The organism is Candidatus Saganbacteria bacterium (assembly GCA_016223245.1).
Classification (GTDB): Bacteria; Margulisbacteria; WOR-1; order XYC2-FULL-46-14; family XYC2-FULL-37-10; genus JACRPL01.
On the sequence record JACRPL010000017.1, the window covers coordinates 43011 to 55672 of the forward strand.

Genomic DNA, 12662 nt, shown 5'->3' on the forward strand with positions numbered 1-12662 from the left:
TATTTGAGGATTTCGCCGAGGTTTCGTCTAAAAAGAAAACTCCCGCCTTCTAAATAGTCGATCCTTTAGAAAACGGGAGTTTAAATTAGTTGATCATGTCGAAAAGTTGCTGTCCTGTGCTGAATTTTACGACATTGCGCGCCGAGATCTTGATCGCTTTCCCTGTTTGAGGATTGCGGCCCATGCGAGCTTTTCTTTTTGCTTTTTTCCATGTGCCAAAACCTACCAACCTTACTTCTTGGCCCTTTTTTAGCGCGCCAGAGATAGCTTCGATCGTATTGTCCAACATGTTTAAGCATTGTGTTTTTGAAAGCTTTGTTTTTCCTGATACATAATTACAAAGTTCTTGTTTGTTCATTGATTTCACCCCCTCATTTCGATTAGTGTATCAGCGAGGTCTGCTCAAAGTCAAGCGGATTCGGGGAAACCGTGGAGCTAGCCATTGGGTTGAAGGATCGGCGGTGGATTGCGCATGGCCCGAATTCCAAAATATTTTTTATATGCAATTCAGTCCCATATCCTTTATGCTTATTAAATCCATAATTCGGATATAAAATATCGTACTCGCCCATTATTTTATCCCTTATGACTTTTGCGATAATAGACGCCGCGGCGATCGATACGCATTTTGAATCACCCTTCACTATATGCTGTTGAGGGATGGATGATTTTATATCGCACTTCCCATCGACCAATAAAACTTCCCCTTTGGGGATCAAGCTGTCGACTGCGTATTCCATCGCAAGAAGTGATGCCTGCGCAATATTTATACGATCGATCGTTTTTTCGTCAACTATCCCGACGCCGATCGCGACCGCATGCTTTTTTATTTTTATAAATAATTTCTGCCTTGCCGAGTCTTTTAATTTCTTGGAATCGTTAATGCCTTTGAACTTGTGTTTTGTAGGAAGAATTACTGCGGCGGCAACGACGGGGCCTGCAAGCGGTCCGCGGCCAACTTCATCAACGCCTGCTATATATTGGAATCCTTGTTTTATAAGAAAATTTTCCCATTTGGAAGAGGGCATGGGGAAATTATATCAGACCAAATTGCCAAAGAGGCCATATCCTAAGGAAGGCCGGGCCTACAAGCTGGCTCTTTGGAAGGAATCCCCAATATCTTGAGTCGGCCGAGTTAGGCCTATTATCTCCCATTACAAAATAGGAATCGTTAGGGATGATCTTTGGCCCGAAAGTTGCAGGCATAGTTTTGAGATCATAATAGTCATTGAACATTTGGTGGGTTTCTTTGAGCGGCTTGTCATTGATATAAACGATCCCTTGTTTTATTTCCCATTTTTCTCCCGGCATTCCGATCACTCTTTTAATTAGATCTTTTCTGTTGAGCTCTCTGTCGTAAAGTTTGAACACGACAATATCAAAACGTTTCGGTCCCCTGTGAAAATCGAGAAAATACTGTTTGTCCGATAAAAATATAGGACGACTAAAAAGAGGGTTTGGGATAATATATAGAAATGATCTTTCTTTGAACGATTCGAATAGTGGGTTTTGTACGCCGTAAGCTAACTTGTTGACGATTATTCTATCATTTATATTGAGCGTCGGTTCCATGGACCCAGACGGGATCCAGAAAACCTGTATAAAAAATGCGCGAATAACTATCGCCATCAAGAAGGCGACGATCAATGTTTCGGCCCATTCGCGGAGCCATTTCTTGAAAGCGTCGAAAGTCGGCACTATTTGGAGGCCTCTTCGACCCTTGTGGCCGCGCCTCCGATTTTATTCCTCAAATAATAAAGCTTGGCGCGCCTGACCTTTCCTGATTTGATAACTTGGATGCGATCGACTTTTGGCGAATGGAGCGGGAACGACTTTTCAACGCCTATGCCCTGTACAAGCTTTCGGACGGTGAACATCTTCCTGCTGCTTCCGCTTTGTTTTTTGATCACTATCCCCTCAAACGCCTGCAGACGCTCTTTGTCGCCTTCAACTATCTTTGAGAAAACCTTGACAGTGTCGCCGACATTGAATGCCGCGACCTTTTCTTTTAACTGTCCTGTTTCAATTTCTGCTATTCTTTTCATCTTGTTTACCTCCCAAACAATCTATCCAATATGATCGCAACTGCAGCCCTGACTGATAAATGGTTATAACTGCCTCGGCCTTTGACCGGAGCCAGGACCATGTCCGCCCGATCCAATAACTCTTCGGTCATTCCCCATCCAGTCCCGAACAAGAAAAGATAAGGCCTTCCCCTCTTTTTAATTTTTGCTTTAAGAGCATCAAAAGATACGGACTTATTCAGGCGTCTTGCGGATGTCGCCACAATTATCGGGTTTCCGATCTTCTTTATCGCTTCATCCAGGCTTTTCTTGATCTCCATCCGGCTAAAAGCTTCTGCCCGGGTCCAATTATTGACAAAACTCTTTTCGCTCTTCCAGCAATTTAAAATCCGCTGTGCGAATTTTATTTGCGCAGGCAGCGGATTTATGACAAAATATTTGGCAACACCGTAAGTCAGCGCTGTGCGAGCTATATCGTGGAGATCGAACCCCGTGATGCAGGTTGTAACGACCTCTTTTCTCTTATTATACACCGGATGATGGAGCAATGCAATGTAGATTTTAGGAGCCATTTATTATGTCCTCCAGGAGCTTAGTGTCTTCTTTTTTGAGCTTTGCGGTCGCTAGCAGTTCCGGCCTCTTAAAAAATGTTGATCGGAGCGCTTCTTTTCTGCGGTAGCGCGCGATTTCTTCGTGGTGGCCGGACATTAAAACCGCGGGAATATTTTCGCCGTTAAACACTTCAGGCTTTGTATAGCTCGGGTGATCAAGCAACCCGTTATAAAAAGAATCATTAATTAGGGAATCTTCTTCTTTCACGACATCCGGAATGTGTCGAGAAACGCTATCGATTAAGACCATCGCAGGCAATTCTCCGCCAGTTAATACATAATCTCCAATGCTTATTTCATCTGTAACCAGATTTTTTCTTATTCTTTCATCTATACCTTCATAATGGCCGCAAATAATAATTAAGTTTTCTTCTTTTGAAAGTTCTTTTGCTTTATCATTAGTTAATTGTTTGCCGGTAGGGGACATATAGATGATTTTGACCCCCTCTGTCCCTCGACAGAGCTCGGGACATCTCCCCCTTGATAAGGGGGAGAAAGAGAGGGGGTAAAGAGTTTTTATTGCATTGTAGATCGGCTCGGGTTTCATTACCATTCCGGCGCCGCCGCCGTATGGCGAATCATCCGCTGTTTTGTGCTTATCCTCTGTAAAATCCCTGATATTAATGATATTTAATGCGAGGATCTTTTTTTCGATCGCTTTTTTAATGAGACTCGATGAAAAGGGGCCCTCGAACATCTCTGGGAAGAGAGTTAGGACGTTAATCTTCATGGGTGAGGGTTTTGTTCTATTCTACGCCGCGAATTTCTTGAATGATCCCGTCTTTGACCAATATTTCGGCCCCGCCGACTTTTTTGTACAAATTGTCGCCGACAGAAACATTGACCGGGCCTTCAAGCGGGCCTTGGACGAACTCTGATCCTACTGTTAGCCTTTTTGCTTCTTCGATCTTCATCAAAAGATCAGATTTCGCGGCCGCTTGCCTTGTTTTTTCTTCCTCAAGCTGGTTTTTGAAAGCTACAGCTTTCTGCATTAATCCTTTTTTCTTGAGGTCTTCAAGATAATTTTTGCTTTGATTGTTCATTTGTGATTCTTGCGCTTCAAGGTTTTTTACGGCCCTGTCAAGTTCTTTGATCAAATTGTCTTTAAATGCCTCTGTTACGATCGCCTTTACCATAACGACTCTTTTCAACTCAACCGAATTTTTATCTGCCATTATTTTTTCTCCTCCCTGTCCGCCTCAGGCGGATTTTGAGATAAATTCGACATTTACTCTAATTTGTTCTTTTCCCGCGGCGGCTTTTGCCACGGTCCTTATCGCGTTCGCTATCTTTCCTTCTTTTCCGATCACTTTGCCCATATCGGCTTCCGCTACTCTGACCTCGATTATCGCCAGCTTATCTCCCGGGGTTTCGGTTATAGAAATTTGGTCGGGAAATTCAACCAGAGATCTTACAATGTACTCGACAAGCTCTTTCATGCCGCGGCCTCTGGAGCTTTTTCTGCGGGGGCTGCAGATGCTTCAGGCTTTGCTTCAACCGCCGGGGCTTCTTTCTTTGGTTTGCGCTGGACGAGTTTTGACGTATCCATTGGAGGCATGATGCCTGCTTTTCCAAGCAAATATCTTACTTTATCGGTTGTTTGTGCTCCAACTTTGAGCCATTTTTCAACTTTTTCTTTTTTGAAATTGATGAATGCGTTCGTTTGTCTAGGATCGTATTCGCCAAGTATCTCAACAAGATTCCCCCCGAGCTTTGTCCTTGTCTCTTGAGCTATCAGCCTATATTTTGGTTTGCTTTTTGTTCCTACTCTTTGTAGTTTTAACTTTACCGCCATTTATATTTAACCTCTCTCCTTAACGACCCCTTCTGTCCCTCGACCCTTCGACTTCGCTCAGGACTCGGGACATCTCCCCCTTATCAAGGGGGAGAATGAGAGGGGGTCAAAAAACAATTATAACACAGACGATCTTTTTTGGAAAGAAGCAAAATTATCTTTGACTTCTTCGAGGGAATCGCCGCCGAATTTTTCCAAAAAAGCGTTTGCTATCGTAAATGCAGACATGGCCTCGCCGACAACCGCTGCGGCTTCGACGGCGCAAACGTCCGCCCTCTCAACATGCGCCAAAGTTTGTTTTTTTGTCTTAAGATCCACAGATTTTAGAGGTTTAACCATTGTGGATATGGGCTTCATGGCCGCCCTTAACACGATAGGCATACTATTGGATATTCCACCTTCTAAACCGCCGGCATTATTTGTGCGCCTTACGAATTTTTTGTTTTCATAAAATATTTCGTCGTGGACTTTAGATCCCGGGAGCCTTGTTTGCGCGAATCCAAGACCGATCTCGACGCCTTTGATAGCTGGGATGCTCATTAATGATTGTGCGAGCACTCCGCTCAATCGTTTGTCCCATTGCATAAAGCTCCCGAGGCCGTACGACACATTCTCTATCTTGACCTCAAACACGCCTCCAAGGGAATCTCCTTCTTCTTTTGCCTTTTCAATGAGATTCTGTATCTCGAATTTTTCGGATTTCCCGCCGATCTGCACAATAGCGCTTGTTATTACAATATTAAATTCCGCCAAAAACTTTTTGCATATTGCGCCGATAACCACTCTTGCGGCGGTTTCACGGGCAGATGATCGTTCAAGCACATCCCTTAGATCTTTTTGGTTGAATTTCATGGCTCCGGCGAGGTCTGCATGACCGGGGCGCAAACACGTGAACGGCTCATCCCATTTTTCTCGCGCAAGGTTTGGGATAATGATCGAGATCGGCGATCCGATAGTTTGCCCGCCGCGTATTCCGGATAATATTTCGATCTTGCCTGTTTCGATCTTCATCCGCGCCCCGCGGCCGGAGCCTGCCTGCCTTCTTTGGAGTTCGGGAATTATATCGTTTTCAGAAAGGGGGAGATGCGCGACCATCCCGTCCAATATTGCGGCCAATGATTTTCCGTGCGACTCGCCCGCTGTTAAAAATCTAAGCATAATAAAATTATACCACCCCAAAATCCGCTTGCCAAATGCTTTGTAAAACAGTATAATTATTCTATGAAGCTCAAAAGAATTGGGGTTTTCTTCTTTGCAGTTTTCCTGCTTGTTTTTTCTGCTTCGATTTGTTTTGGCGCATCAAATTATCACGGGGGCTGGAGCTCAGTAAGTTCCGGCATTAGTACAGGAGTCGGCGTTTCGAAGGCGCATGTTTTAAGCGGGGCCGCCGCATTTATGGCGGGCGGCGCAGGAAAGGCGATATTCATAAGGGGCAACTATCCAAGCCAAATATATCATAACCGGTCGCTTTCAACAAGCGAAACAGTTAAAGATGTAAAAGCGGTCGACGCGACAAACGTTTGCGTCCTTACCAACAATGCCGCATATATGTCGACGGATGGAGGAGCGAGCTATACAAGAAAAGCCTCCTCTCTTTCAGGCATTGAGGGCTTTTCGAGGGCATTTCTTTTAAGCGCTTCGGAAGGATATTTTGTTGTTTCAAACAACGGGTCTAGTACAAATTTTTTGTTTTCGACAGCAGCATTGAATGATGGGAGCGAGCTTACATATTTGTCTGATAGGCAGATCGGCGGGGCAGACAAACTGCTCAACGGACTTTGGATATTCAGCGGTACGAGCGGAGTTATTGTCGGGAAAGACAATACTTCCGGGAACAGCTTGATATACCGGGCTTCGGTCGATATTACCATCGTCTCAAATTGGTCTAAGGTATACGACAGCAGCAGCGAGGGCACAGGATTGAATTCGGTCTATTTTATCGATACGGCCACAGGCTATGCTGTGGGTAATGGCGGTGCTATTTTGAAAACCACGGACGGCGGGGCTACTTGGACAGCGCAAACAAGCGGGAGTACGCAAATTCTGAATGATGTCTACTTTTTAAATTCCAGCGTTGGCTGGGCGTCTGGCGATAATGGCACAATTCTACGAACAGTTGACGGCGGGACAAATTGGGCGTCCATAGGTCCGGGAGGATCTTCGATATTAGGGGGAGTCAGCGGTTCCAGCGCTAACAATGTCTGGATCGCCGGGACATCGAGGGATGGAGAAGTTATTTACCACAATAACGTTCCTGTTGTTACACAGGTATCAACGAGCGCTGTGGTCGGGACATCCGGAACATTTACATTTACAGGGTCAAATTTTGAGCCGGAAACAACTTTTACTATTTCCGGGACAGGAGCGGCCGCATCGTCTATAACAGTGGTCAGTTCAATTTCTGCTACCGCAACTTTAACTATTTCTTCTTCTGCGACAACCGGAGCAAGATCGGTCACGGCAACAAATCCTGATGGTTCCACGGGAACGGGTACGGATATTTTTACGATCATATCTGCCGCCGGAGCCATTTCTGGGATTACCAACCCTTCAATATTGACAGTAACACCGGAGGTTTTGGCAATTACTTCGACAAATGATGTGACAATAAGCGGGGAAGGGTTCCAGTCTGGAGCAACTGTGGCTTTTAACCCGTCAACTGGGATACAATCGACGGTCAAATCGATCAGTTCAAATACGATAACATTATTAACAACTGTCGGGGCGACTGCGACTTCGGGAGCTGTAGCGATAACCGTAACAAATCCAGACGGGGGGGGTAATACGAAAAACGCCGCTTTTGTTTTAACGGCAGCGGGGGTTATTGCTCCAACCATAACATCAATTAGCCCGGGAACTATAACCCGAGGATCAAGTGAAAGCGTTACTATTATAGGGACAGGGTTTTTGGCCGGGGCGTCCATTGCATTTTCCGGGAGCGGCGTTGTCGCCGGCACAATAACTTCATTGAGCACAACCGAAATAAAAGTCCCGGTGACGTGCGATCCCTCCTCCGGCATAGGCTTGAGAAATTTAACTATAACAAATACTAATGGCGGAGTGGCTGTCAAAACCTCTGCGCTGACCGTCGTATCTGCAACAACTGCCGACAACCCGGTAATTACGAGCGTGGTTGAAAAAAATGTCTCTCCCGGTGTCATTGACGTAACGATCAACGGCAGTAATTTCCCGTACCCTTTGAGCGGCAAGACATTGAGCTTTGATTTTGGAAGCGGGATCGCTGTCGCAAGTTATACGGTGTTAAGCTCAGCCCAGATCGTCGCGACAATTACGATCAGTTCGGCAGGTTCGGTCACAGGAAGCCATGATTTTGTATTAACAGTAAAAGACGCTTCGGGGACGGCTACGGGGACGGGGTCGCTTGCCAATGCGATCACCGTTGTCGCCTCGGCCGCAAATACTGCCGCTTTCTTTTGCAGGAGCCCATGGGACCCTTCTGTCGGCGGGAATCTTAAAATAAAAATATACGTTCCCGAAGCCGGAACGTACACGATCGCGGCCGTAAGCCCTGCAAGCAATATATACAAAAAGTCTTTTACTTTTGTTGCCGGCGTCAATTACATCACGATCGACAAGGATGCATATCAATTTCCGAACGGGATATATGTATGGAGAATTATAAATGGAGGGAAACTCCTTTCAGGCAAATTAAAGCTTGCGGTCGTGCATTCAAAATGAAAAACACAAATAAAATATTTGTTATCGCATTTGTCATTTGTTCCGCCATAGGCGGATCATTTGTCATTGGCGCAGCGAATGCCGCATTTGACGCAAATGATCCGTCAGGGCGTTCTCCTAATGCTAGGGTTTTGGCTCTCGGCCGCGCATTCACTGCATTGGCCGATGATCCGGCGGCGATCTATTTTAATCCTGCGGGCCTTGCCGGCCAAAACTTCTGGCAGTTATCTTCGATGTCCGGGAAATTCGTTGATGATTATAATTACTTGTCTCTCATGGGGACTTATCCTACAAATTTTGGCGTGGTGGGCATAGGCTATGGCGGATACAATATTGGAGGCGCAGTCCCAACCACAATTGAGGCAGGTTCGGATCCAAGAGACCCGACATATATCGCTGACCCTACCCAGCCGCAGATGAGCAACTACAACAATGTTTTTACTCTCGCTTACGGCTCGAAGCTTGATAAGTTCCTCGGGAGATATTTTTCGTGGGTTGACAAAATTGATTTTGGCCTTTCATTAAAGCTGTTTTCTGTCGGCCTTTCGGGTGACCATATCATAAACGGCTCGGCGACAGGACAAGAGCTTGATGCGGGTATAATGTACAGGCCTCATCCTGCCGCCAGGCTTGGAGCGGAGCTTTCTAATTTGCTCCCGTCTTCAATGGGCGGCAAGCTTTCATACGTTTCAGGGCATACCGAATATTATCCCGCTGTGGTAAAGCTTGGCGGCGCATTAAAGATAGTCGGAGCGGAGAATGCTTTACGAAGCTGGCAGAAGCAAGAAATATCGGCCGCCGCCGATTACGAACTGCACCCAACGACTTCTTCGTATCCGGGACTTTTTCATCTTGGGGTTGAATGGTCGCCATTATCATTGTTATCTGTGAGGATAGGGATAGACCAATCGCCTGCAGATGATGGCAATGCCAAATATGTCGCAGTTTCAAATATGACGTTTGGCGTAGGGGTCCATTATTCAAACTTTAAATTTGATTACGCATACCACCAATTCGCGGGACTTCCGATAGACAATTCTTATTTTTCACTGGCATATTCGCCGGCAATCAAAAAACCGGAAATAAAAGACAAGCTCATTATTAGCGGCCCGAAGGATAAGTCGGTCGTATTTGATGACTCGGTAAAAGTATCAGGCCAGGTAAAAGACCTTTCCATGGCGCTTCTCCAAATAAACAACAACAAAATTGATTTTAAAAAAAGCGGGTCTTTCGAGGCGGAGGCCGCCTTGGGCCCCGGGAAAAATAAGATAGGCATCCAATTGTTCGGCGAGAAGGGCAAGTTATCAAAACCAGCAACTGAAGAATCTATTCGCGTGCTGAAACTTACAGCTTTTCCTGATGTCCCTGAAGGATACTGGGCAAGACAACAAGTTTCGTTGATATCGATGTTAAATATAGTTACAGGCTATCCAGACGGGAGCTTCAAGCCCGAGGGGAATATTACGCGTGCTGAAATGGCGGCTCTGCTTATGCGATCGAGTTCGGATGTTAGCCAGTTAACCGGTTCACCTGTTAAATTCAAAGACGTCAAGCGCAACCACTGGGCTTCAAAATTTATTCTTGATGCCGCCGCGGTGAAAATTGTTGAAGGATATACCGACAGGACGTTCAGGCCGAATGGGAATATAACCAGGGCTGAAGGGCTTGCGATGATCGCGCGATTTGCAAATATAAGCCTTGAACCGTATTCATATTCTTATTTCCCGGACATCGCTTCAACGCACTGGGCGTCGTCGATCATCGCGGGATCATTCAAAGCAGGCATTCTGGAATATCTTAAGGGCAAAGCGTTTGAGCCCAAGAGGACGCTTACCCGGGCGGAAGCTGTTGAAATATTGTATAGGACGGAGTATGCTAAAGGCGTGCTTAATAAAGACCTGTTGAACTGGGATACTTATTGATAAAAGTCCCGCACGGCTTTTGAATTAGGAGGTAAATAACAATGGATATTTCGACGGTTTTCGCATATATTATTGTTGCGTCAATAGGAATAATGCTGGGGCTCGGGTTGATCTATTGGATGATAGGTCCGCATAGGAGCAGATAAAGTGTCCCAATTCGCCGATATTTTGGTTGGCTCATTAGCGTTTGCGGTTGTTTCGATTTTATCGATAATTTTATTTGTCGTGAAAAAATACGCTGAAACAATAGCTAAGCTTTCGGCCGAAGATTTTTATAAAAACAAAAAATAATAAAAGGTCCCGCACGCGGCATAAAATATGAAAAAATTATTATATATTTTAATATTCACATTGTTGGTCATTGGTAATTGCTTGCTCTCCGAAGCTTCAGCGAAGGAGGGGTCATTGGTCATTTCTGCCGCATCATATGCTGCAGATTATACGCTTGAGCTTGCTGCTCCCCACGGCGGCGGGGCGATCGCATGAACCTAGGGTTGCGTCAAAATGAGGAACAAGCCATAAAAGAATTTAGCGGGATCATAATGAATAAGTATGGGAACAGGGTAAAGTTTTTAAAACTATACGGCTCAAAAGTTCGAGGAGACTCAGACAAGTATTCAGATATTGACATATTTGTCCTGATGGATAAAAAAGATCCGGGAATGAAAGGTTTTATCCTGAACAATGCATACGAAATTGATTTAAAATATGATGTGTTGTTGTCTGTTGCCGTGTACGATGAAAAAGGATTTAACGACCCTATGGTGCAGATAACGCCATTTATCAAGAATGTGGTGGATGAAGGAGTTTCGGTTTGAACGGGGAGTTAAAAAAATTATCCGAAGCTAGATTAGGGAAAGCGCATCAGGCGGCAAAAGATGCCGATATATTATTAAGCGCGGGGTCTTATTTTGGCGCGATCAATAGGAGCTATTATGCGGCTTTTTATGCGGCCAGAGCCCTATTGGCATTAAAACAATTAGATTCTCCCAAGCATTCGGGAGTAATTTCTTTATTTAATTTGCATTTTGTTAAAGAAGGGATAATCTCAAAGGATCTAGGGAAAATACTTAATCAATTATTTGACGCGCGTTCAGAAGGGGATTACATGGACGAAAGGATATTTACAAAACAAGAAGCGAGTGATATCTTGATAATGAGCGCAACTTTTATTGACGGCGTAAAACGTTTGATCGATAATTTGTCGCGGGCGTAAAACATGAAAAAATTATTATATATTTTAATAGCCACATTATTGGTCATTGGTCATTGGTCATTGGTCATTAGCTCAAGCGCTTTCGCGGCAGATTATACGCTTGAGCTTGCTGCTCCCCACGGAGGCGGGGCTCTCGACCTTCAAGACGCAGGCAAAACATTAAACCTCTGGGACGTAAAAGGCCAGCCTGTTGCAGGGGAATCAAAATCCGGCGATTACACGATCCAATGGGGATGGATACATTATGCGGGTGGGACGGGGGAAGTTATTCCTATCGTTATTTCAAGCGTGCCTGACGATGGGATCATTCAAGGCACAAAAATATTAAGGGAAACAAATGATCCGGGCAGTGACTTGAAATTAACGTGGGTGTTTAAGGTGGGATCCGGTGTATCACTGGCTGATATTTGGAGATATAAAGGAACTGCCGGGACCATAGGCGGCGATTATAATGCCGATGCGGCAAAATGGAAGAAAATATTTACAACGTCAAATAAAGGGCAAGACGAATATAAAGACATTTCCTCTGATGCTTCGAAAGTTGGAGACGGGACCAATGCCTATTATCGCGTTGTTCCGAACAATACCCAATCCGCGGATATTTTTAAATTCGAAAATAATGCGCGAACAGTGGCAAAGATCGACCTGCCTTTAAAAGGAAACGGGTTAATGCTCATATCTATCCCTATATATGGAGGCCCGGTTGATTTGGCGCTAAAGGGTCAGCTAGGTAACGATGGCATATATTTCTATCCGCAAAGCGGCACGGGGCTTGGGGCATATAAATATGAAAATGATGCGCTTGCCGGAAAGCCTTTTGGGGTCGCACCCGGAATAGGGTATTGGATCAAAAATCTTACCGCAAATCCTCATACGATCTCATTTGTAGGAACCCTTGAAACTTACGGAGAGACACAGCTTCAAGCCTTGGACTTAACTGGAAATCCTTTGCCTTATACAATATTAGGCGCCAATTTGGTAGGGCTTGAAAGCGATTATATATATCCTCAAAGCGGCACGGGGCTTGGCGCATATAAGCATTCCGGCGGCAAATGGCTAGGCGACTTTAGTATAGTGAATACAGCCGGATTCTGGTATAAACAAACTGGAAAATTAATTTGGATCAAAGATCTTGCAAAAGGGCTGTCCAAAAAATAATAATATTTTGAATTGTTTTAGATATTTAAGGAGGAATGGATTATATGGATTTTAAAAGATTTCTTTGGAGGTTGATGGTTTTTATTTTTATTTTGGGAACAATTTCGGGGATTGCAGGCGCAAATTTAACAGTCACATTGCCTAAAGTTACAACTCAAGACCTTATTGACCTCTTTTGGAGCGGGGACGCAAATACTGCCGATCTTGTCGGTAGAACAATTAGCGCTAATCCTACTG

At 44.8% G+C, this 12662-nt stretch carries 18 protein-coding genes; 8 read left to right on the plus strand and 10 right to left on the minus strand.

Going from position 1 to position 12662, the window contains the following annotated elements; genetic code table 11:
* Window positions 1-85: 85 nt before the first annotated feature.
* The 10 genes from HZC34_06855 to HZC34_06900 all read right to left on the minus strand — a co-directional run bounded on the left by HZC34_06855 (window position 86) and on the right by HZC34_06900 (window position 5588).
* Window positions 86-358: an HU family DNA-binding protein gene (locus HZC34_06855; protein MBI5701537.1), complete on the minus strand. Its 273-nt coding sequence runs from the start codon at window positions 356-358 to the stop codon at window positions 86-88.
* A 22-nt stretch (window positions 359-380) separates the two neighbouring features.
* Window positions 381-1028 (minus strand): ribonuclease HII, encoded by a 648-nt coding sequence (locus HZC34_06860; protein ID MBI5701538.1) that lies wholly within the window; start codon window positions 1026-1028, stop codon window positions 381-383.
* Window positions 1029-1035: 7 nt separating this feature from the next.
* Entirely contained in the window at window positions 1036-1698 is a 663-nt protein-coding gene (gene lepB, locus HZC34_06865; GenBank protein MBI5701539.1) for a signal peptidase I, read from the minus strand.
* A complete protein-coding gene (rplS, locus tag HZC34_06870; protein ID MBI5701540.1) occupies window positions 1698-2045 on the minus strand; it encodes a 50S ribosomal protein L19 in 348 nt (115 codons plus the stop codon). Before rplS ends, lepB begins: the two co-directional genes overlap by 1 nt.
* A gap of 5 nt (window positions 2046-2050) precedes the next feature.
* Window positions 2051-2596 (minus strand): RNA methyltransferase, encoded by a 546-nt coding sequence (locus HZC34_06875; protein ID MBI5701541.1) that lies wholly within the window; start codon window positions 2594-2596, stop codon window positions 2051-2053.
* Complete coding sequence (gene trmD, locus HZC34_06880; GenBank protein ID MBI5701542.1) at window positions 2586-3365, minus strand: tRNA (guanosine(37)-N1)-methyltransferase TrmD; 780 nt, start codon at window positions 3363-3365, stop codon at window positions 2586-2588. The genes HZC34_06875 and trmD overlap by 11 nt, the downstream gene beginning before the upstream one ends.
* A gap of 16 nt (window positions 3366-3381) precedes the next feature.
* Window positions 3382-3810, minus strand: a complete 429-nt coding sequence (locus HZC34_06885) for a YlqD family protein (GenBank protein ID MBI5701543.1) — start codon at window positions 3808-3810, stop codon at window positions 3382-3384.
* Between the two features lie 24 nt (window positions 3811-3834).
* Window positions 3835-4074: a KH domain-containing protein gene (locus tag HZC34_06890; protein MBI5701544.1), complete on the minus strand. Its 240-nt coding sequence runs from the start codon at window positions 4072-4074 to the stop codon at window positions 3835-3837.
* Complete coding sequence (gene rpsP / locus HZC34_06895; GenBank protein ID MBI5701545.1) at window positions 4071-4430, minus strand: 30S ribosomal protein S16; 360 nt, start codon at window positions 4428-4430, stop codon at window positions 4071-4073. The genes HZC34_06890 and rpsP overlap by 4 nt, the downstream gene beginning before the upstream one ends.
* 117 nt (window positions 4431-4547) lie before the next feature.
* Window positions 4548-5588 (minus strand): chorismate synthase, encoded by a 1041-nt coding sequence (locus tag HZC34_06900; GenBank protein ID MBI5701546.1) that lies wholly within the window; start codon window positions 5586-5588, stop codon window positions 4548-4550.
* A 63-nt stretch (window positions 5589-5651) separates the two neighbouring features.
* Here HZC34_06900 and HZC34_06905 point away from each other — a divergent pair, with 63 nt between their 5' ends.
* From HZC34_06905 to HZC34_06940, 8 genes are all read left to right on the plus strand, one after another.
* Window positions 5652-8129 carry a hypothetical protein gene (locus tag HZC34_06905; protein MBI5701547.1) on the plus strand — a complete coding sequence of 826 codons (2478 nt, stop codon included), beginning with the start codon at window positions 5652-5654 and terminating at the stop codon, window positions 8127-8129.
* Complete coding sequence (locus tag HZC34_06910; GenBank protein ID MBI5701548.1) at window positions 8126-10051, plus strand: S-layer homology domain-containing protein; 1926 nt, start codon at window positions 8126-8128, stop codon at window positions 10049-10051. The genes HZC34_06905 and HZC34_06910 overlap by 4 nt, the downstream gene beginning before the upstream one ends.
* Window positions 10052-10198: 147 nt before the next feature.
* Window positions 10199-10342, plus strand: coding sequence for a hypothetical protein (locus HZC34_06915; protein MBI5701549.1), 144 nt, complete (start codon window positions 10199-10201; stop codon window positions 10340-10342).
* Between the two features lie 27 nt (window positions 10343-10369).
* A complete protein-coding gene (locus HZC34_06920; protein MBI5701550.1) occupies window positions 10370-10537 on the plus strand; it encodes a hypothetical protein in 168 nt (55 codons plus the stop codon).
* A complete protein-coding gene (locus HZC34_06925; GenBank protein MBI5701551.1) occupies window positions 10534-10869 on the plus strand; it encodes a nucleotidyltransferase domain-containing protein in 336 nt (111 codons plus the stop codon). Before HZC34_06920 ends, HZC34_06925 begins: the two co-directional genes overlap by 4 nt.
* Window positions 10866-11267, plus strand: a complete 402-nt coding sequence (locus HZC34_06930; protein ID MBI5701552.1) for a HEPN domain-containing protein — start codon at window positions 10866-10868, stop codon at window positions 11265-11267. Before HZC34_06925 ends, HZC34_06930 begins: the two co-directional genes overlap by 4 nt.
* 3 nt (window positions 11268-11270) lie before the next feature.
* Window positions 11271-12425 (plus strand): hypothetical protein, encoded by a 1155-nt coding sequence (locus tag HZC34_06935; GenBank protein ID MBI5701553.1) that lies wholly within the window; start codon window positions 11271-11273, stop codon window positions 12423-12425.
* 44 nt (window positions 12426-12469) lie between these two features.
* Window positions 12470-12662, plus strand: a 193-nt coding sequence (locus HZC34_06940) for a hypothetical protein (protein ID MBI5701554.1), incomplete at its 3' end; no start/stop codon positions are given.